Here is an 18,366-nt window from a genome sequence, read left to right on the forward strand (position 1 = left end):
CTCGTCCGCATCACTCGATCAGAGGAGCGACATGAGGATCACAGTCATCGGCGGCACGGGGTTGATCGGCACCCGCGTCACGCGCGTCCTGAAGGGCGCGGGACACGACGTCGTCGTCGCGTCCCGCGCCTCGGGGGTGAACTCATTCACCGGCGAGGGGCTCGACGACGCTCTCGCCGGCGCATCCGCGGTGATCGATGTGTCGAACTCGTCGTACACCGACGAGGCCGGTGCGCAGGAGTTCTTCTCCACCTCGACGATGAACCTTCTCGCCTACGGCGAAGCCGCGGGCGTCGCCCATCATGTCGCCCTGTCGGTCGTGGGCACCGACCGCCTCGCACGCGCGCAGGGCGGATACTTCATCGCCAAGCATCAGCAGGAACGCCTCATCGCGGCATCCGGTCGCCCGTACACCCTCGTGCATGCGACGCAGTTCTTCGAGTTCATCCGCAGCATCACCGACCACGCCCTGCGCGAGGGAGCCGCGCACATCGCCGATGTGCTCGTGCAGCCGATGGCGGCCGACGACGTCGCGAACGCGGTCGCAGCGGCAGCGCTCGGAGAACCCCGTGTCGGGATGATCGAGTTCGGCGGCCCCGAGGTGTTCAGCCTGACGGAACTCGCGGCACTCGACCTGCGGGCGAGACAGGACGATCGGGAGGTCGTCCCGGATCCGCTCGGAACGTACTTCGGCGCGCATCTCGCCGCCCGCGACCTGCTGCCGGAGATGACCGCGACGATCGCTCCGACGAGGTATCACGACTGGAGGGTGAAGACGCCCGCCAGCATCTGAGAACCCGAGGCGTCACATCTTCGGGCACTCAACGGTCATACCTGGCAGACGCCACCCGGGCGTCGTCACCGAAGAAAGGTTTGGACATGGCAGAGATCGTCGTCATCGGAGGCACCGGCCTCATCGGCTCGAAGGTCGTCGCGAAGCTGACGGAGCACGGCCACGACGCCGTCGCCGCATCGCCGAACACCGGCGTGAACTCGCTCACCGGCGAGGGCCTCGCGGAGGTTCTCGTCGGAGCCCACACCGTGGTCGACGTGTCGAACTCCCCCTCGTTCGCCCCCGACGATGTGCTGGAGTTCTTCACCACGTCGACTCGCAACCTGCTCGCCGCTGAGGCCGCGGCCGGTGTCACCCACCACGTCGCTCTCACGATCGTCGGCACGAACCGCCCTCAGAACATCCCCTACTTCGCGGCGAAGGTCGCGCAGGAGACGCTGATCCGTGACTCCGGGATCCGATACTCCCTCGTGCACGCCACGCAGTTCTTCGAGTTCGTGGGAAGCATCGCCGACATCTCGACCGACGGCGACACAGTGACGCTGCCCGGGGCGCTGATCCAGCCGATCGCCGCCGAGGATGTCGCCACGGCAGTGGCCCGTGCTGCGGCCGGTGAGCCGACCGGCGACATCGAGATCGCAGGCCCGGAGGCCTTCGGCATGGACGAGTTCGCGCGCCGCGCCCTGGCCTTCCGTGGCGATCCTCGCACGGTCGTGCGTGATGACGCTGCGCCGTACTACGGTGCGCAGATCGAGGAGCGCACCCTCATCCCGGTCGACGGGGCGCACATCTTCGAGACGACTCTCGAAGAGTGGCTGCCGCTGAACCCGCCTCGCGAGTAGCGGCGGCATACCGGTCGACAATAGGTCTTGCGCGGCGCGTCGGCCGGTGTCACGCTTGCGTCACAGCTCTGTCGCGCTGTAACGCGACAGCTGGGGTGCCGCTCATCGGCGGCATCGGATGGGGCGCCCTTTCTGCTACCTCCCCCGTGGTGGGGGCGTCCCGTCCTCCCCCGACCTGGCGAGCGAGCGCGACTCAGTTGAAGTCGCCGCCCGGTGCCATGTCGTGGAAGCGCGAGTAGTGGCCCTGGAAGGCCACGGTGATCGTCGCGGTCGGGCCGTTACGGTGCTTGGCGACGATCAGGTCGGCCTCGCCCGGACGAACGTCCTTGTCGTAGACCGAGTCGCGGTGCAGCAGGATCACCATGTCGGCGTCCTGCTCGATCGAGCCGGACTCACGCAGGTCGCTGATCGCGGGCTTCTTGTCGGTGCGCTGCTCGGGACCACGGTTCAGTTGCGACAGAGCGATGACCGGAACCTGCAGCTCCTTGGCGATGAGCTTGAGGCTTCGCGAGAACTCCGAGACCTCCTGCTGACGCGACTCGACGCGCTTGCCTGACGTCATCAGCTGCAGGTAGTCGATGATGACCATCCGCAGACCCTCACGCTGCTTGAGTCGACGGCACTTCGCCCGGATCTCGACCAGCGTCATGTTCGGGCTGTCGTCGATGTAGAGCGGAGCGTCGTTGATGCGTCCGCGGGTCGCGGCGACCGTGGTCCAGTCCCGCGGGTCGAGGTTTCCCTTTCGCATGTTCTGCAGAGGGATCTGCCCCTCGGCACTGAGCAGACGCATCGCGATCTCGCTCTTGCCCATCTCGAGTGAGAAGAAGACCGAGGGGAGGTTGTGGCCGATGGAGGCAGCGCGGGCGAAGTCGAGCGCGAGCGTCGACTTACCCATGGCGGGACGAGCGGCGACGACGATCATCTGCCCGCCGTGCAGGCCGTTGGTGAGCTCGTCGAGCTCCTTGAAGCCGGTCGGGACACCCGTCATCGACCCGTCGCGACCGCTGGCGGCCTCGATCTCCTCGAGCGCGGCGTCGACCGCGATCTGCAGCGGCACGTAGTCCTCTGCGGTCTCGGAGCCGGTGATCGAGTAGATCTCGGCCTGGGCGTTGTTGACGAGGTCGGTCGCGTCGCCCTGTCCGTCGTAGCCGAGCTGCACGATACGCGTGCCCGCATCGACCAGACGACGCAGGATCGCCCGCTCCGACACGATGCCCGCGTAGTAGCCGGCGTTGGCGGCGGTGGGGACGATCGAGGTGAGCGTGTGCAGATAGTCGGCACCGCCGGCCCGGCTCAGCTCTCCCGTCTTGATGAGCTCGTCCGTGACGGCGACGACGTCGGTCGGCTCGCCGTGCGAGTAGAGCGACAGGATCGCCTCGAAGATCAGCTCGTGCTTGGGGATGTAGAAGTCGGCACCCTTGAGCGTCTCGATGACGTCGGCGACAGCATCCTTCGAGAGGAGCATTCCACCCAGGGCGCTCTGTTCGGCGAGAGTGTCGTGGGGAGGCGTTCGCTCCTGTGGACGCTTGCCTCCGAGGCGCTCCTCTGAGATGTCGGCGATCGACACGCTGCTCCCTTCGATGCGACGGTTCTTCCGGTGTGCTCGGTGCCGACTGCGTCGGTCACGCGATGCGAATCAGCTCGAGAAAGGGCCGTCCGCACAGCAAACCAGGCACTTCCGACATCGGGTCGCTGGACCACGCTACGAGCGGGGGTTTTCGGTCGCAACACGGCCTGTGGATAACTATGTGGAAAGCGTGCGAACAAGTCCGGAGAGTCTGTGCAGAACGCATGTGGATAAGTCGGTGGAGTACCTCGAAACACAAGTTTCTTTTTACACCTGATCTGGTATTTAGAGTTTCCCCACCCTGTGGATGAGATCGTGGTTCAACCGGGCATTGAAGGTTCATCGAATCCGGGATGGGATGTGTAGAACCTGGGGAAAGTCAAGCCGAGATTCCACCGGGCGCGTCACAGTGCGCAACCCTCCGAAATGTGCGCGATATGTCATCGTTTCCGAGCGGAACCCTCTAGACACGGCGATATACCGGGAGTATCGTCACCCGCTATCGACGTACTGTGCGTCGAGGACGAACGATCGCTCTCGGGGGAGGGAAGTCGACGTGAACGCTCAGGCAACCCGCCGCGGCCTACCTGCCGTCGCTCTCTGGGGTGGCGTGGGCGCGATCGCGTGGGCCGCGATCACGATCCTCACGGGCGGTTCGTCCGCGAGCGCGGACGACGGATCGAACGACTCGCTGCTCGACGGCGTCTCCTCGATCGTGAGCGAGACCGTCTCATCGGTCGAAGACACCGTGACGTCGGTGACCTCGCCGATCGTCGCGCCGGTCGAGCCCGTCGTGACCGAGGTCGTCCAGCCTGTGGTCACCCAGGTCGTCCAGCCGGTCGTGACCGAGGTCGTCAAGCCCGTCGTCACTCACGTCGTCGAGCCCGTGCAGCAGGTGGCACCTCCGGTCGTCGAGCACGTCGCCGAGACGATCGCTCAGGTGCCCGTCGTGGGCCCTGCGACGTCGCCGATCGTCGACGCCGCCACCGACACCACCGGGGCCGTCATCACTCCCGTGACCGATCTGTTGGACGGATCCCCGGTCGCCGAGATCGTGGCCCCGGTGCAGGATCTGATCACCGAGCTGCCGATCGTCGGAGAACTGGTCGACGATCTCGGAGTGACGCCGGTGATCGACGATGTCGTCGGCGTCATCGACGCGACCACCCCGACTGTCGGCACGGTGGTCGAGAACACTCTCCCGCCGGTGCTCGAGGCCATCACCCCCGCACGCCCCGGATCCTCCGGATCGGACCCCGACCCCGGTCCGATCGGAACAGCGCCGCTCGGAACGGTTTCCCCCCTGGCCGATGAGCCGACACGCGGTCACTTCTCCACGTCCGCGGTGCGCCAGCCGGTGATTCCGTCGGCCGGGTCCGACCTCCCGCCTACGGTGTCCGTCGCGGCATCCGAGGTGAACGAGCCGGCAGCCGACGTCGAGGAGTCCCCCTCTGCACCGCCCGCCGGAGCCCCCTCCGCGCCCACTTCCTCCGCCGGTTCGAGCGGAGCATCCTCATTCACCCCCGCGCGCCTCAGCGATGCGGGAGTTTCTGCGTTCCGCACTGTGGAGCGCACTTCCGGTGCATCCGACGACGTCCTTCCGACGTCTCTGGTCGCCGACACCGACGTCTCTCCTGACTGACGGGTTGTCCGGTCGTTCCTCGTGAACGACAGATGCCGTGCTGCGCGCGCACATGCTCTTCGCGTGCACCCATCCAGACCACCCACTTCCAGTCAGGAGAAGGTCATCATGCGTACATACATCAAGCGGGCCCTGTGGGGCACGCTTCTCGCCGGCGGGATCACCCTGCTCGGCGCAACAGCCGCCAACGCGGCAGACACCTCAGGAGAAGACGGGCTGCTCTCGGGCACCCAAGCGGATGCGCCGATCTCGGTGCCCGTGACGGTCGTCGGCAACGCGGTCTCACTGCTCGGAGACACCTCCGCCCAGCAGACCTCGGCGCCCGCTTCGTCTCCCGCTCCCGCTCCCGCACCGGCCGCCACCACGAGTGGAGATTCCGGCACCGCATCGGGCACTCAGGCCGTCGTGGACGTCGTCGTGCCTGTCACGGTGACCGACAACGCGATCACCGTGCTCGGAGACTCGTCGAGCGGCACGGCGGCTGCTCCGGCTGAGGCTCCCCAGGCCCCAGCTCCGGCTCCCGCTCCCGCTCCCGCTCCCGCGATCACGACGAACGGCGCCGACGGCGTCCTCTCGGGTACCCAGGCCCTGCTGGACGTCGACGTTCCGGTCACCGTCTCAGGCAACGCGATCACCCTGCTCGGCGACAGCGAGGCAACGGGCCAGAATGCTGCAGCACCGGCATCCTCGGACGGCGGCGGCGCGGGATCGACTGAGCCGACCACGTCGGGCGACGACGGGGTCGCAAGCGGCACCCAGGTCGTCGCGCCCGTCACCGCACCGATCGACGTCACCGGTAACGCCATCTCCATCCTCGGAGACAGCGAATCCACCGGCGGCACCAGCACCGGCACCCCGTCCGGAGGCAGCAGCACCGGAGCGGAGACGTCCGGAGACGACGGAATCGCAAGCGGCACCCAGGTCGTCGCGCCCGTCACCGCACCGATCGACGTCACCGGCAACGCCATCTCCATCCTCGGAGACAGCGAATCCACCGGCGGCACCAGCACCGGCACCGCAGGAAGCCCAACCACCGGCAGCACCACCACCGGAGACGACGGAATCCTCGGCGGCACCCAGGTCACCGCACCCGTCACCGCACCGATCGACGTCACCGGCAACGCCATCTCCATCCTCGGAGACAGCGAATCCACCGGCGGTACCAGCACCGGCACCGCAGGAAGCCCAACCACCGGCAGCACCACCACCGGAGACGACGGAATCCTCGGCGGCACCCAGGTCACCGCACCCATCACCGCACCGATCACGATCGGCGGCAACGCCATCTCCGTGGTCGGCGAGAGCACGGTGACGCCGCCGACGACGGACCCGGGCACTGATCCCGGAACGGACCCGGGCACCGACCCCGGCACCGACCCGGGAACCGACCCCGGAACGAACCCCGGCACCGACCCCGGCACGAACCCCGGCACCGACCCGGGAACGGACCCGGGCACCGACCCCGGAACGAACCCCGGAGTCGACCCCGGAACCACCCCCGGAATCGGCATGAATCCCGGAACGGTGACAGCCGTCGGCACGGGCGCCACAGCAGCCGCTGCCGCGAGCGGCACAGCTGCGACGGCATCCGAGCCCATCGAGGGACTGGCCGCCACAGGTGGTTCGTCCTCGATCGCCTTCGTGTCGCTCGCCACTCTCCTGCTCCTCCTCGGAGCGGGGATGCTGCGCCGCCGCCGTGTGACGGCGTAGCCGCAGACCCCGGCGGTGTCGACGTCCTCGGGGGAGGAGATGCGACACCGTCGGTGTGCGGGTCCCGCGACGCCCCGCGCAGGTTTCCCCAGACCTGCCCGCGTCGGCGATGCCGCACAGTTCACGGATGCCCCGCGTCCCCAGCGCGGGGCATCCGTCGTGCCCCGCCACTCCCCCGAGCGAGTGCGCCCCGACAGCCCCGCACACGCAGAACGCCCCCTGTCCCGAAGGACAGGGGGCGTTCGAGAGCGTCGCGCCTTACTTGGCGGCGACGACCTGCAGCGTGATGACTGCGGTCACGTCGTCGTGCAGACGAACCGTGGCCTCGTGCTCACCGGTCGTCTTGATCGCCGACGGGATGTGCACCTTGCGCTTGTCGATCGAGCCGAGACCCGCGGCTGCGACAGCATCCGCGATGTGATCGGTCTTGACCGAACCGAAGAGACGACCCTCGTTGCCGGCCTTGACGGCCAGACGCACCTTGGTGTTCTCGAGGGAGTTCTTCAGTGCCACGGCCTCGTCGCGGTCGTGGATCGCGCGAGCCTGACGAGCAGCCTGGATCGAAGCGACCTGCTTTTCGCCACCGCGGGTCCACGCCGTAGCGAAGCCCTGGGGGATGAGGTAGTTGCGGGCGAACCCGTTCTTGACCTCGACCACGTCACCGGCGCTACCAAGCCCGGCGACCTCGTTCGTGAGAATCAGCTTTGCCATCTCGTTACCCCTTACCGGCCGGCGCCAGCGTAGGGCAGGAGTGCCATTTCGCGCGCGTTCTTGATCGCGGTGGCGATCAGACGCTGCTCCTGCACCGAAACACCGGTGATACGACGGGCACGGATCTTGCCGCGCTCCGAGACGAACTTACGGAGGGTGGAGACATCCTTGTAATCGATGACTCCGACCCGGATCGACTTCGCGGGAGCGGTGGGCTTGCCACCCTTCCGCGGCTTGCGGCGGTCGCCGCTCGACTTTCCAGCCATTGTTTTTCCTTAATTATGAGTCGGATGCCGAAGCATCCGGAGATCCTGTTTCAGAAGGGGGTGTCGTCACCGAAGCTGCCCGGAGTGCTCCAGGCATCTGCGCTGGTCGACGAGCCGGGCGTAGACCACGGCTCTTCCGACACCTGCTGCTGCTGTGCGGGACGGGACTGTCCGCCACCGCCGCCGCCACCGGTCGACGCCGCACGGGTGACCTGCGCGGTCGCGTACCGAAGCGAGGGGCCGATCTCGTCGACCTCCAGCTCGATCGCGGTGCGCTGGTTGCCCTCGCGGTCCTGGTAGGAGCGCTGACGCAGACGGCCCTGCGCCATGACGCGCATGCCCTTGGTCAGCGAACCCGCCACGTGCTCGGCGAACTCGCGCCAGACCGACGCGCGGAGGAACAGCGCTTCGCCGTCCTTCCACTCGTTGGCGGCGCGGTCGAAGTTCCGAGGCGTCGAAGCGATGGTGAAGTTCGCCACCGGCAGTCCGTTCTGCGTGTAGCGCAGCTCGGGGTCGGCCGTGAGGTTGCCCACCACGGTGATGACTGTTTCGCCGGCCATCGGACTCAGGCCTTCGCAGCCTTGGCGGCCTTGCGGGCAGCCTTCTCTTCAGAGCGCTTGGCCTCCGAAGCGACCATCGCCTGAGCTTCCTCAGAGCGAAGGACCTTCGTGCGCATGATCTGCTCGTTCAGCTTCAGCTGACGGTCGAGCTCCTGCGTGGCCTCGCTGGTGGCGGTGAAGTTGACGACGGCGTAGATGCCCTCGTTCTTCTTCTGGATCTCGTAAGCCAGACGGCGCTTGCCCCAGATGTCGACCTTGTCAATCGAGCCACCATCGTTGGTGATGACCTTCAGGAACTTGTCGAGCGTAGGGGCGACCTGGCGCTCGTCGATCTCGGGGGTCAGAATGACCATGAGTTCGTACTGGTGCGTCACTTACCCACCTCCTTCGGACTAGAACGGCTTCCGGGACTTTCCCGGAAGCAGGAGGGTGTGTGCACGTCATCCGCCGAGCCACCCGAGTGGGTGCCTGATGGCAGACAACCTTGACAGTGTAGCGGAGAAACCTTCGGAGTGCCCCCACGCGCATCACCTCGCACTTGGCATGCTGGAATGCGTGCGTGCTGACTCTCAGTGCGCACACGACCGAAGGGGGAACGCCATGCGCGTCAACAAGTGGGGGGTCGGCATCGTCCTGGCCGCCACCGTACTGCTCACCGGGTGCACCGCGGGTGCCGAAGAGCCCGCCGATTCGGAGCCGACGTCGGCCGCCGAGGAGACGCCTGCGACCGACGGTGCCGCATCCGATTCCGACTGCCCCGAGCTGTCGGAGGGTGCGACGGTCGACGGAGCCGAGCTCGGCGCCTGCATCACCGAGGCGATGACCGACACCGCCGGCTATGCCGCCAAGACGTCGATCCTGGGCATGGACACCACCGCCCGGTTCAACCCCGAGACGGATGCCGTCGAGACGATCACGCCCATGGGCTCGCTCATCCTGATCGGCGACGACGCATGGGTGAAGACGCCGACGACCGAGTGGCAGGTCGCCGACCCGAACTCGAGTGACCCGATCGTCGCTGCTCTCAGCAGCGGTGCCGCCACGGCCGCGGGCACCGACCCGGCCACCGCCGCCGGCGCCCTCACCGGCGAGTTCACCGTCACCGGGACCGGCACGCGCCTGGGTCAGGACGTGTACCTCGTGAGCGGCACGTCCGAGGCGCAGGGCGTCGCCGTCGACGTCGTCTTCGAGGTCACCGAGGACTACGTCGTGCTGGCCACGAGCGGCAGCACCGAGGCCGCGGGCCAGATGATCGAGACCTCTCTCGAGATCACCGAGTGGGACGTCGAGCAGGACATCGTCGCCCCGCTCTGAACCACGAGCGGATGCTGCGGGCCGGGGCTGACGCCTCGGCCCGCAGTGCGTTCCGGGTCGATTCCTGTCGGCATGGATCGGCGATGGGGCCGGCGATGGGGTCGGCGATTCGGAGGAGATCTGCGATCGGGAGGAGCATCCGGCTCGGAGCATCCTCCCGCCGGCGGATCTCCTCCCGAACGACCGAGCCGACAGCGCGGCTCAGTCGAGGACGGGGGCGATCTCCGACCAGACGGTCCGCTCGTTCGTCGAGGGGGCGACCGGGATGCGGCCCGCACCGTCGGGCTCGGGGATCGCAGCGAGCAGGGCCTGCGTGTACGGATGCTGCGGTGCAGACCACACACGGTCGGTGGCCCCGGCTTCGAGCACCCGCCCGGCGAACATCACGAAGGTGCGGTCCGCGATGCGGCGGACCACGGCGAGGTCGTGCGAGATGAACAGCATCCCCGCGCCGGATTCCGCGACGAGGTCTCGCATGAGCCCCGCGACGCTGGTCTGGGTCGATGCGTCCAGGGCCGAGATCGGCTCGTCGGCGACGAGCAGCGACGGCCGCGCGGCGAGCGCTCGCGCGATCGCGAGTCGCTGCTTCTGCCCGCCCGAGAACTGGTGCGGGAATCGCGTCGCGACTTCGGTCGGCAGGCCGACGCGGTCGAGCCACTCGGCGACCGTCGACCCTTCGGCACCCCGAGCCCGAGCCGTGGCGATGCCGTCGGCGATCTGATCGCCCACGCGGCGACGAGGGTTCAGCGAGGTCGACGGATCCTGGAACACCATCTGGATGCCGGTGAGCGCCAGGTCGCGTCGACGGATGCCGAGCGGCTTCACGGGAGCGTCACGGAAGCGCACCTCTCCCCCGGCGAGCTTCTCGATGCCGACGACCGCGCGGGCGAGGCTCGACTTGCCGCTGCCGGATTCGCCCACGAGCGCGACGGTCTCTCCGGGGGCGACGGTCAACGAGACGCCGTCGACGGCGACCACCGGAGGACTCCCGGGGTAGCGCACGACGACGCCCTGCGCGTCGAGGACGGCGACTTCACTCATCTCGGGCCTCCTCTTCGGCATCCTGCACTGCCGACTCCGGCAGCACCGGATCGAGCAGCGCGGGATCCGCGTCGGCGGTCGCGATCTTCGACCCCGGCAGCGCCGCGAGCAGCGTGCGGGTGTATTCGTGCTGCGGGTCGCGGAACAGCGTCTCGCGGTCGGCCCGCTCGACGATCTGCCCGTTCTTCATCACGGCGACCTCGTCGGCGATCGCGCTCATGACGCCCAGGTCGTGGGTGACGAGCAGCACAGCGAGGTTGCGCTCGGTCGCGAGGTCGCGCAGCAGCCGCAGGATGCCGGCCTGCACCGTGACGTCGAGTGCGGTGGTCGGCTCATCGGCCAGCAGCACCTCGGGGTCGCACGCGAGGGCGCACGCGATCGCGATGCGCTGGCGCTGTCCGCCGGAGAACTGGTGCGGATAGCGCTTCAGCGCAGCATCCGGCTTCGGCACCTGCACGGTCTCGAGCAGTTCGATGGCCCGAGCCTTCGCCGCCTCGCCTCGCAGTCCGAGGTGCACGCGCATGTGATCCGTGAGCTGGCGGCCGACCGGCAGTTGCGGGTGCAGCGACGCCGAGGGGTCCTGGAAGATCATCGCGATGCGCCTGCCGCGGATGCGGTTGAGCGCCCGCCGGCGCATGCCCACCAGCTCCTCCCCCGCGAGCGTGATCGATCCGCCCGTGCGTGCCTGCCGGGGCAGGAGTCCGAGGACGGCCAACGAGGTGAGCGTCTTGCCGGATCCTGACTCGCCGGCGAGACCGTGGATGCGTCCGGCCTCGAGGTCGAGAGAGATGCCGTGCACGAGAGGACGACCGATGTCGATCGTCAGGTCGCGGATGCTCAGAGCACTCGTGGGGGCCGAAGCGCTCATGCTGCCGCTCCCTTCGCGGAGGCCACATGCTCGGCCTGCTTCTCGTGGGTGACCTCGGCCGTCGGGTCGAGGATGTCGCGCATCGCATCACCCAGGAAGTTGAATGCCAGCACCACCGTGAGGATCGCGAGTCCCGGGAAGACTCCGAGCCACCACGCGTCGAAGTTCTGCATGGCCGCCGAGATCATGGAGCCCCATTCGGCGGTCGGCGGCTGCGCGCCGAGACCGAGGAACGAGAGTCCGGACAGCAGCAGGATCGCGGCGCCGATGTCGAGCGTCGCGAGCACCAGCACGGGGCCGGCGATGTTCGGGAGGATGTCGATGAACAGCGTCCGCAGCGGCGAGTGGCCGAGCAGGCGGCCCGCGATCACGTAGTTCTGGCCGCGGAGGCCCAGCACGATGCTGCGGGTGACTCGCGAGTACTGCGGCCACGAGACGACGATCGCCGCGATCACCGCGTTGAACAGCGACGGGCCGAGGGATGCCGCCACCACCATCGCGAGGATGACGGTCGGGAACGCCATGAACAGGTCGGTGATGCGCATCAGCGTCTCGTCGACCCAGCCGCCGAAGTACCCGGCGACGGCGCCGATCACGGTGCCGATGATCATCGCGGCGATCACGAGCATGAGCGCGAGCGGCAGGCTCACCGTCGCACCCGTCATCAGACGCGAGAAGATGTCGCGGCCGTTGCCGTCGGTGCCGAGCAGAGTGTCGATGCCCGGCGCCTGCAGTCGTGGCAGCACCTGAGCGTTGGGGCCGTACGGCACCCACCACTGCGCGGTGAAGGCGACGATGATCCAGGCGCCCGCGATCACGGTGCCGATCACGCCGAGGGGCGTGCGCCAGGCGCGCGGCCAGCGGAAGCGGAACCGCCAGGGGCCGGATGCCGAGTCGATGCGGCTCATGCGATCCTCACTCTCGGGTCGAGGACGCCGTAGAGCAGGTCGACGACGAAGTTGATGAGGAGGTAGATGAACCCGACGACCAGGCCGACTCCCATGATGCCGGGCAGGTCGAGGTTGGCCGCCGAGTTGTAGGCGTAGGTGCCCAGGCCGGGCCAGGCGAACACCGACTCGACGAGCACGGTGCCCGAGAGCAGGGATCCGAAGGCGACGCCGACGACCGTGAGGATCGGGAGGGATGCCCCGCGCAGGACGTAGTCGAGGATCACGCGCATCGCCGGAAGGCCCTTGGCCCGGGCAGCACGCACGTAGTCGCTGCCCAGCACCTCGAGCACGGAGGTGCGGATGAAGCGGGTGAGCAGGCCGATCGTCACGAGCGACAGCACCATCACCGGCAGCGCCAGGTGGGCGAGCGCGTCGGCGAATCCGACACCGTCTCCGTTGAGGAGGTAGTCGACCGTGTAGAGCCCGGTGATGCGGGGCGGCGGCGTGATCGACGGCGAGATACGACCCGAGCCGGGGGCGATGCGCAGCTCGAGGAAGAACACGTAGAAGCTGACCAGCGCGAGCCAGAAGGTCGGCACGCTCAGACCGATCAGCGTCACGATGCGGATCACCTGATCGGTGACGAGTCCGCGCCGGTAGGCGGCGAGGGTGCCGAGCACGACGCTGACCGCGAGGCTGAGGATGATGGCGCCGATCGCGATCTCGATCGTCGCCGGCACCGCGGTGGCCAGGTCGCTGGTGACCGGTCGCCCGGTCACCAGCGATGTGCCGAGGTCTCCGCGAAGGAGATTCCCCATGTAGATGAAGTACTGCACGAACAGCGGCTGATCGAGGCCCTGGGCCTTGATGAACGCCTCGCGCGTCTCGGGATTCTGCGATGCTCCCTCACCCAGTGCCGCCGACACGGGGTCGCCGGGCACGAGGTTCGTCAGTGCGAAGGTCACGATCGTGACCCCCACGAGAAGGAGCAGCGAAGTGCCGATTCGGCGAAGCAGGTATCCGACGAGCGGCGACCTGCGACGCTGTGCTTGCCGTCGCACGGCCACCGTCGTCATGAGTCAGCTCCGATCAGCCGGCAGGCGTGATCTCGGCGATGTCCATCTCCCACACCGAGTTGTACACGGCGCCGGTGACGGCATCCGCCGTGGCGATGTTGCGACCGGGGACGATCAGCGGAACGAAGGGACCCTCGGTCTGCATCGCCTCGGCGAACGAGGTGAAGGCCTCGCTGCGCTGGGCCTCATCGGTAGCGGCGGCAGCACCGGCTGCGATGCCTGCGATCTCGGGGTTCGCCTCAGCCGCCCAGCCGGCACGCAGGCCGACCTTCAGACCGGGAGCGAACGGAAGGAAGTTCGCCGAGTCGGCGTAGTCGGGGCCCCAGAACCACAGGCCGAAGCCCTCGGTGCCGTTGACGTACGCGTCGAGCTCGGTGGCGAACGGGGCAGGCGCGAGTTCGACGGCGATGCCGGCATCCTCGAGCTGAGCCTGGACGCGCTCGGCGAGCGGGGTGAACTCCACACCGCCGACCGGGTAGTCGTTCGGGAACTGCAGCTTCAGGGTCTGACCCGTGTAGCCGGCCTCGGCCAGAGCAGCCTTCGACTTGTCGAGGTCCTGCTCCACACCGCTGTCGAGGGCGCCCTCGAATCCGGGCGGGATCACTCCGGTCGCCTGCACGGCGCCGGCACCCGCGAGCTCGAGCAGCGCGTCGTAGTCGAGCGCGTAGCGGATCGCCTCGGCGATCTTGACGTTCGCGAGCTCGCCCGCGACGGCCTCGGACTGGTTGAGCAGCAGGAAGATCGTCTGGCCCGACGGCACCGACTCGACGTTCAGTCCGTCGCCGAGGCCCGAGACCTGGTCGCCGTTGAGGTCCATCGCGACCATCGAGTCGCCGCCCTTGAGGTTCGCGAGCTGCGTCGCGCTCTCCGAGACGTTGCGCACGACGACACGGGCGTATTCAGACTCTTCGTCGCCGTTGTACTCGTCGCTCTTGGTCAGCACGACCTGCGACGAGAGGTCGAGGGTGTCGAGCACGAACGGTCCAGAGCCGGCGGAGGTTCCGTCGAGGAACTCCTGTGCGCTGTCGGTGCCGTCGGTGGTTCCGCCGTTCTCGATCACGACGTCGGAGTTGACGATGCCGAGCGCCGGGTTCGCGAGGATCGCGGGCAGCTGCAGCAGCGGCGTCTCGGAGGTGATCGAGATCGTCTTCTCGTCGACCTCGGTGATGGTCAGACCGCCCAGGAGGAAGTTCGGCTTGGCATCGGTCATGCCCTGGATGCGCTGCAGGGTGAAGACGACGTCCTTCGCCTCGATCGGCGAGCCGTCGGAGAAGACGCGGTCCCCCTCGAGCGTGAACGTGAACTCGGTCGCCTCGTCGTTCTGCTCCCACGATGCGAGGCCGGGGACGGGGGTCGAGACGTCGGAGCCCTCGAAGTCGACGAGCGTCTCGTAGAGCGCCTTGGCGATCATGTTGCCGGTCGGGTCGTAGGTGTGACCCGGGTCGGCGGTCTCGATCGAGAACGCGGTGTCGATGACGAGCGAGTCGGAACCGGAGGATTCTCCGCCGTTGTTCGCCGAGTTGCCACCGGAGCAACCAGCGAGGGCGAAGAGAGCGACGGCTCCGATCGCGATGACGGACGTGCTGCGACGTGACGACATATGGGCCTCCAGGGGCGAGGAGTTTCATCGGGTTCGGTCGACGCCGGGTGGACGACCGGTGATCAGATTCGCATTGTATGGGACTATGTGTCCAGCGAGAATGCAGACGTCATCACAGTCTGTCCAAGACCCCGCCCGTGAGGAGCATTGTGTCCACCAAGAGCGACGAAGCCACGAGGCAATCTGGACGAAGTGCCGCCCCACTGGAACAGAATCCTCGAGACGCTGCGTGATAACGGTCGTATCTCGATCGCCGCACTGGCCGAGACCGTCGGGATCTCGCGGGCCAACGCCTATACCCGCGTCGAGACGCTCATGCAGGACGGAGTGATCACGGGATTCAGCGCCCGCGTCGACCAGTCGAAGGCCGGGCTGTCGATCGGTGCGCTGGTCTTCGTCACCGTGCACCCGCAGGCCTGGGCGTCGTTCCGCGAGAGCGTGCTCGAGATGCCCGATGTCGAGTGGTGCGCCATCACCACCGGCGAGCACGACGCCATGCTGCTGATCCGTGCGGTCGACGTGAGCGGCGTGCACGAGTTCACGACGGGTGTCATCGCGCAGCTGCCCGAGGTGCGCACGGTCGTCAGCGTGGTCGTGCTCGACGAGGTCATCCGCCGGTCGTTCCTGCTGCCGAGCGACCTGCCCGAGCGCGACCTGGCCACGCCGCTGGGCATGACGCGGTGGACGCCGGCGACGCCGGGCCGCGACATGCTCCCGCCACGCTGACCCGCGGCGGAACGAGCCGTCAGGCGGCTGCGGGCTCTTCGCAGACGCTGAGCTGCGGCAGTCCGTGCATCTCGTAGTGCTCGACGAGGCGGATGCGACCGTCATCCGTGAGCTCGAGCCGGCTCTCCCCGTCTCCGGTCACGACGGTGCCGTCGGAGACGAGCACGTGCACGAACGAGACCCAGATGGTGTCGCCGGTGCGGGTGCCGACGAAGCGCCCGAAGGTGACGGTGTCACCGGAGTAGTCGCCCCAGATCGCCCCGTCCTTCTCCCAGTACACGAACTCGCTGGGCGATTCGGGATCCACGGCCGAGGTGGTCGACGAGACCATCAGGAACCGGCGGCCGTCGAGGGAGGGGATGGTTGCAGTCGTGCTCACCCTCCGATTATGGAGGGGGTGGCGGCGACTCTCATCTCGCCTCGTGAACCGTCTGGGTCGGCCGCCGGACGGGCGCGCGGAGCGAGACGAATTCCGCAGAGAGGCTCCCCGGCGCGCCCTTTCGTCTGACCACACGATCGGGGTCGAGGTGCCGCATCGCCGTCGAGACCTCGGGAGTCGGGAAGGCCCCCGGGTACCGTGGGTCGCATGCACTGGATGCCTGACACCTCTGCCGGAGACTGGCTGCGCGAGCGTCTCGACGACCCCTGGAACTCGACGATGCACGCCGTGGTGCCGCACGGCTTCCCCGCGTATGCGCGCATCCTGCACCCTGCGATCGTGCGATCGCTCCCCGACCGACCGGTGCCGACCTACGACGACTACGACCGGATGCCGGAGGCCGAGCGACAGTCGCTCCTCGATCGGTTCATCGATGAACCGGCGACATGGGCGCAGACGGCCGCCGCCTTCGGCACGACGCTGCATCCTCTCGCTCAATGGCAGCGGATCGTGCGCACTCCGCCGGAGACCGACTGGAACGCGCGGATCTCCCCCGACGGGCGCGAGTTCACCGCGCCGATGGACGGCGTCGTCTCGCCTGAGGTGCTCGCGACCGTCGTGGGTCATCTCGTCGCGCATACCGCGACGCCGGATGCCGGATTCGCCGCGCTCTGGGAGGGCACGGGCGGGTTGCTGGGTCACCTCGGACACGGCCCCTCGCGCACATTCCTCACGTTCGACGACGACCCGAACCACCGGGCGATGCTCGATCGCAGCATCCGCGATCCGCTCAACAACGCGTTCCGCAAGCCGACGTGGCAGGAGGGCATCCTGTCGCGCGAGGTCTCGGAGGGTCCGCGGCTGGAGCTGCCGGACCGCGATCACGTGCTGTTCCGTGGTGCGCCGAGCACGTTCGCGCGTCGGGACTGGGTGCTCGACGTGCCGTGGCGGGATCGCGAGTCCGAGGAGCACGGGTTCGCGCCGGCCGCACAGAGCCCCAGCATCCTGTGGCCCGACGATCACGCCTGGGTGCTCGTCACCGAGGTCGACTACGACTCGACGATCATCGCGGGGTCCGCCGAGCTGATCGCCGAGCTCATCGCCGACGACCTCCTCGAGGTCTTCGCCATCCCCGAGAACGCCGAACTCACGTGGGACTCCGACGAGGTGAACCGATGACGGCACCGCAGCCGGCCGCATCGTTCGACGCCCGCCCGCTCACCGATCCCGTCGACGCCCGGGCCGTCAGCACCTTCAACGCCGAGCTGCGCTCGCGGGGCAAGATGGGCGGCTCGGCCACGACGATCGTCGCCTTCGTGATCTTCGGCATCGTGTTCCTCGCGGCCATGACGGTCGTCGGCGCGACGATGGTCTCGCTGCTCACCGATGCAGGGTCGTCGTCGTTCGCCGGCATCGGGATCCTCGTCGCCGCAGTCGTCGGGATCACGATCGCCACCGTCGGCTGGCGCCGATCCCGCATCGCGCGGTACCGCCTCGACGCATTCGCCCGGGCGAACGGGATGACGTACGAGGCCAGGGTCGCCGACCCTGCCCTTCCGGGCATGCTGTTCGGCCTCGGACGCTCCCGAGAAGCCACCGATCTCGTGCGAGGCGCGAAGCCTCGCTTCGTCGAGTTCGGCAACTACCGATACACGACCGGGTCGGGGAAGAACTCGACCACCCACCGCTGGGGCTACGTCGCCGTCAAGCTCGATGTGCCCCTGCCGAACATCGTGCTCGACGCCAAGGGCAACAACGGCTTCGGGTCGAATCTGCCCGCGTCGTTCCAGCGCGAGCAGCGCCTCTCGCTGGAGGGCGACTTCGATCAGTACTTCACCCTGTACTGCCCCGAGGGGTACGAGCGTGACGCGCTGTATCTGTTCACGCCCGACATCATGGCCAGGTTCATCGACAATGCCGCCGAGCTCGATGTCGAGATCGTCGACGACTGGATGTTCCTCTATACACAGCGCAAGGCGTCGACCCTCGACCCTGCGACCTGGGCGTGGCTGTTCGGAGCCGTCGGCGCCTTGATGACGAAGCTCGATCAGTGGGAGCGCTGGCGCGATGAGCGTCTGCGGCTCGAGAGTGCGGCTCCGGCGTCTCCGTCGCCCGCCCTCGCACCGGTGGGCGCGTCCGCGAGTCTGCCCTTCGCTCCGCCGGCCGGTCTTCTCGCTCCCCCGCCAGGAGTCGCGCGTGAGGGACGCCGGCTGAAGCGCAGCTTCCAGTGGGTGCCGATCGTGTTCCTCGTCGGCTTCGCACTGATCTGGTTCTGGTTCAGGTCGTTCTGAGGGAACCCCCGAGGGTGGGTTGTGGGGGTGGGTGCTGACTGGGGATCAGCGCTCCCACCCCATCCCCCCTCGGGATCAGAAGAAGATCTG

General features: G+C 68.0%; 19 protein-coding genes. 8 read left to right on the forward strand and 11 right to left on the reverse strand.

Annotation, left to right across the window (positions count from 1 at the left end):
• The first annotated feature begins 31 nt into the window (after nt 1–31).
• Together ASE34_RS00945 and ASE34_RS00950 are read left to right on the forward strand one after the other, a co-directional pair.
• Nucleotides 32–793 carry an SDR family oxidoreductase gene (locus ASE34_RS00945; protein ID WP_056275543.1) on the forward strand — a complete coding sequence of 254 codons (762 nt, stop codon included), beginning with the start codon at nt 32–34 and terminating at the stop codon, nt 791–793.
• Nucleotides 794–879: 86 nt separating this feature from the next.
• Complete coding sequence (locus tag ASE34_RS00950) at nt 880–1,635, forward strand: SDR family oxidoreductase (RefSeq protein ID WP_053098200.1); 756 nt, start codon at nt 880–882, stop codon at nt 1,633–1,635.
• 193 nt (nt 1,636–1,828) lie between these two features.
• On the opposite strand, the gene dnaB is transcribed toward ASE34_RS00950, so the two are convergent.
• Entirely contained in the window at nt 1,829–3,202 is a 1,374-nt protein-coding gene (gene dnaB, locus ASE34_RS00955) for a replicative DNA helicase (protein ID WP_053098201.1), read from the reverse strand.
• Nucleotides 3,203–3,758: 556 nt separating this feature from the next.
• On the opposite strand from dnaB, the gene ASE34_RS00960 reads away from it, so the two are divergent.
• Nucleotides 3,759–4,844 (forward strand): hypothetical protein, encoded by a 1,086-nt coding sequence (locus tag ASE34_RS00960; protein WP_082586446.1) that lies wholly within the window; start codon nt 3,759–3,761, stop codon nt 4,842–4,844.
• A gap of 108 nt (nt 4,845–4,952) precedes the next feature.
• Entirely contained in the window at nt 4,953–6,554 is a 1,602-nt protein-coding gene (locus ASE34_RS00965; RefSeq protein ID WP_056275549.1) for a chaplin family protein, read from the forward strand.
• Nucleotides 6,555–6,812: 258 nt separating this feature from the next.
• On the opposite strand, the gene rplI is transcribed toward ASE34_RS00965, so the two are convergent.
• The 4 genes from rplI to rpsF are packed head-to-tail and all read right to left on the reverse strand — an operon-like array spanning nt 6,813 to nt 8,465.
• Nucleotides 6,813–7,265 (reverse strand): 50S ribosomal protein L9, encoded by a 453-nt coding sequence (gene rplI, locus ASE34_RS00970; RefSeq protein ID WP_053098203.1) that lies wholly within the window; start codon nt 7,263–7,265, stop codon nt 6,813–6,815.
• 11 nt (nt 7,266–7,276) lie between these two features.
• Nucleotides 7,277–7,531, reverse strand: a complete 255-nt coding sequence (gene rpsR, locus ASE34_RS00975) for a 30S ribosomal protein S18 (protein ID WP_042541518.1) — start codon at nt 7,529–7,531, stop codon at nt 7,277–7,279.
• A gap of 50 nt (nt 7,532–7,581) precedes the next feature.
• Nucleotides 7,582–8,091, reverse strand: a complete 510-nt coding sequence (locus ASE34_RS00980) for a single-stranded DNA-binding protein (protein WP_053098204.1) — start codon at nt 8,089–8,091, stop codon at nt 7,582–7,584.
• A 5-nt stretch (nt 8,092–8,096) separates the two neighbouring features.
• Nucleotides 8,097–8,465 (reverse strand): 30S ribosomal protein S6, encoded by a 369-nt coding sequence (gene rpsF / locus ASE34_RS00985; protein WP_029264265.1) that lies wholly within the window; start codon nt 8,463–8,465, stop codon nt 8,097–8,099.
• 226 nt (nt 8,466–8,691) lie between these two features.
• Here rpsF and ASE34_RS00990 point away from each other — a divergent pair, with 226 nt between their 5' ends.
• Entirely contained in the window at nt 8,692–9,405 is a 714-nt protein-coding gene (locus ASE34_RS00990) for a hypothetical protein (protein ID WP_230101270.1), read from the forward strand.
• 201 nt (nt 9,406–9,606) lie between these two features.
• Here ASE34_RS00990 and ASE34_RS00995 read toward each other — a convergent pair whose 3' ends face one another.
• From ASE34_RS00995 to ASE34_RS01015, 5 genes are read right to left on the reverse strand one after another with little or no spacing between them, the layout of a single operon-like run.
• The gene (locus ASE34_RS00995) at nt 9,607–10,446 is read right to left on the reverse strand and encodes an ABC transporter ATP-binding protein (protein ID WP_053098206.1); all 840 of its coding nucleotides are present in this window, start codon (nt 10,444–10,446) and stop codon (nt 9,607–9,609) included.
• Nucleotides 10,439–11,314 (reverse strand): ABC transporter ATP-binding protein, encoded by an 876-nt coding sequence (locus tag ASE34_RS01000; protein ID WP_082586447.1) that lies wholly within the window; start codon nt 11,312–11,314, stop codon nt 10,439–10,441. Before ASE34_RS01000 ends, ASE34_RS00995 begins: the two co-directional genes overlap by 8 nt.
• Nucleotides 11,311–12,222, reverse strand: a complete 912-nt coding sequence (locus ASE34_RS01005; RefSeq protein WP_056275557.1) for an ABC transporter permease — start codon at nt 12,220–12,222, stop codon at nt 11,311–11,313. Before ASE34_RS01005 ends, ASE34_RS01000 begins: the two co-directional genes overlap by 4 nt.
• A complete protein-coding gene (locus tag ASE34_RS01010) occupies nt 12,219–13,280 on the reverse strand; it encodes an ABC transporter permease (protein ID WP_053098208.1) in 1,062 nt (353 codons plus the stop codon). The genes ASE34_RS01005 and ASE34_RS01010 overlap by 4 nt, the downstream gene beginning before the upstream one ends.
• Before the next feature lie 13 nt (nt 13,281–13,293).
• Entirely contained in the window at nt 13,294–14,880 is a 1,587-nt protein-coding gene (locus ASE34_RS01015; RefSeq protein WP_056275560.1) for an ABC transporter substrate-binding protein, read from the reverse strand.
• 192 nt (nt 14,881–15,072) lie between these two features.
• Here ASE34_RS01015 and ASE34_RS01020 point away from each other — a divergent pair, with 192 nt between their 5' ends.
• The gene (locus ASE34_RS01020) at nt 15,073–15,606 is read left to right on the forward strand and encodes an Lrp/AsnC family transcriptional regulator (RefSeq protein WP_082586448.1); all 534 of its coding nucleotides are present in this window, start codon (nt 15,073–15,075) and stop codon (nt 15,604–15,606) included.
• Nucleotides 15,607–15,625: 19 nt separating this feature from the next.
• Here ASE34_RS01020 and ASE34_RS01025 read toward each other — a convergent pair whose 3' ends face one another.
• Nucleotides 15,626–15,985 (reverse strand): hypothetical protein, encoded by a 360-nt coding sequence (locus ASE34_RS01025; RefSeq protein WP_230101268.1) that lies wholly within the window; start codon nt 15,983–15,985, stop codon nt 15,626–15,628.
• A gap of 216 nt (nt 15,986–16,201) precedes the next feature.
• Between ASE34_RS01025 and ASE34_RS01030 the strand changes: the two genes are divergently transcribed.
• Both ASE34_RS01030 and ASE34_RS01035 read left to right on the forward strand, forming a co-directional pair.
• Nucleotides 16,202–17,164 (forward strand): hypothetical protein, encoded by a 963-nt coding sequence (locus ASE34_RS01030; protein WP_235567402.1) that lies wholly within the window; start codon nt 16,202–16,204, stop codon nt 17,162–17,164.
• On the forward strand, nt 17,161–18,276 hold the full coding sequence (locus ASE34_RS01035; protein WP_056275563.1) for a hypothetical protein: 1,116 nt from the start codon (nt 17,161–17,163) through the stop codon (nt 18,274–18,276). The genes ASE34_RS01030 and ASE34_RS01035 overlap by 4 nt, the downstream gene beginning before the upstream one ends.
• Nucleotides 18,277–18,366: the final 90 nt, after the last annotated feature.

Source organism: Microbacterium sp. Root280D1, from assembly GCF_001428975.1.
Taxonomy (GTDB): domain Bacteria; phylum Actinomycetota; class Actinomycetes; order Actinomycetales; family Microbacteriaceae; genus Microbacterium.

Excerpts from the sequence above, each read along its gene's own strand:
- ASE34_RS01010 (WP_053098208.1), bottom strand. The coding sequence starts at position 13,280 with ATGACGACGGTGGCCGTGCGACGGCAAGCACAGCGTCGCAGGTCGCCG.
- ASE34_RS00950 (WP_053098200.1), top strand. The coding sequence starts at position 880 with ATGGCAGAGATCGTCGTCATCGGAGGCACCGGCCTCATCGGCTCGAAG.
- ASE34_RS00980 (WP_053098204.1), bottom strand. The coding sequence starts at position 8,091 with ATGGCCGGCGAAACAGTCATCACCGTGGTGGGCAACCTCACGGCCGAC.
- ASE34_RS01035 (WP_056275563.1), top strand. The coding sequence starts at position 17,161 with ATGACGGCACCGCAGCCGGCCGCATCGTTCGACGCCCGCCCGCTCACC.
- ASE34_RS00965 (WP_056275549.1), top strand. The coding sequence starts at position 4,953 with ATGCGTACATACATCAAGCGGGCCCTGTGGGGCACGCTTCTCGCCGGC.
- ASE34_RS01030 (WP_235567402.1), top strand. The coding sequence starts at position 16,202 with ATGCCTGACACCTCTGCCGGAGACTGGCTGCGCGAGCGTCTCGACGAC.
- ASE34_RS01005 (WP_056275557.1), bottom strand. The coding sequence starts at position 12,222 with ATGAGCCGCATCGACTCGGCATCCGGCCCCTGGCGGTTCCGCTTCCGC.
- ASE34_RS00990 (WP_230101270.1), top strand. The coding sequence starts at position 8,692 with ATGCGCGTCAACAAGTGGGGGGTCGGCATCGTCCTGGCCGCCACCGTA.
- ASE34_RS01015 (WP_056275560.1), bottom strand. The coding sequence starts at position 14,880 with ATGTCGTCACGTCGCAGCACGTCCGTCATCGCGATCGGAGCCGTCGCT.
- rplI (WP_053098203.1), bottom strand. The coding sequence starts at position 7,265 with ATGGCAAAGCTGATTCTCACGAACGAGGTCGCCGGGCTTGGTAGCGCC.
- ASE34_RS01000 (WP_082586447.1), bottom strand. The coding sequence starts at position 11,314 with ATGAGCGCTTCGGCCCCCACGAGTGCTCTGAGCATCCGCGACCTGACG.
- rpsR (WP_042541518.1), bottom strand. The coding sequence starts at position 7,531 with ATGGCTGGAAAGTCGAGCGGCGACCGCCGCAAGCCGCGGAAGGGTGGC.
- ASE34_RS00995 (WP_053098206.1), bottom strand. The coding sequence starts at position 10,446 with ATGAGTGAAGTCGCCGTCCTCGACGCGCAGGGCGTCGTCGTGCGCTAC.
- ASE34_RS00945 (WP_056275543.1), top strand. The coding sequence starts at position 32 with ATGAGGATCACAGTCATCGGCGGCACGGGGTTGATCGGCACCCGCGTC.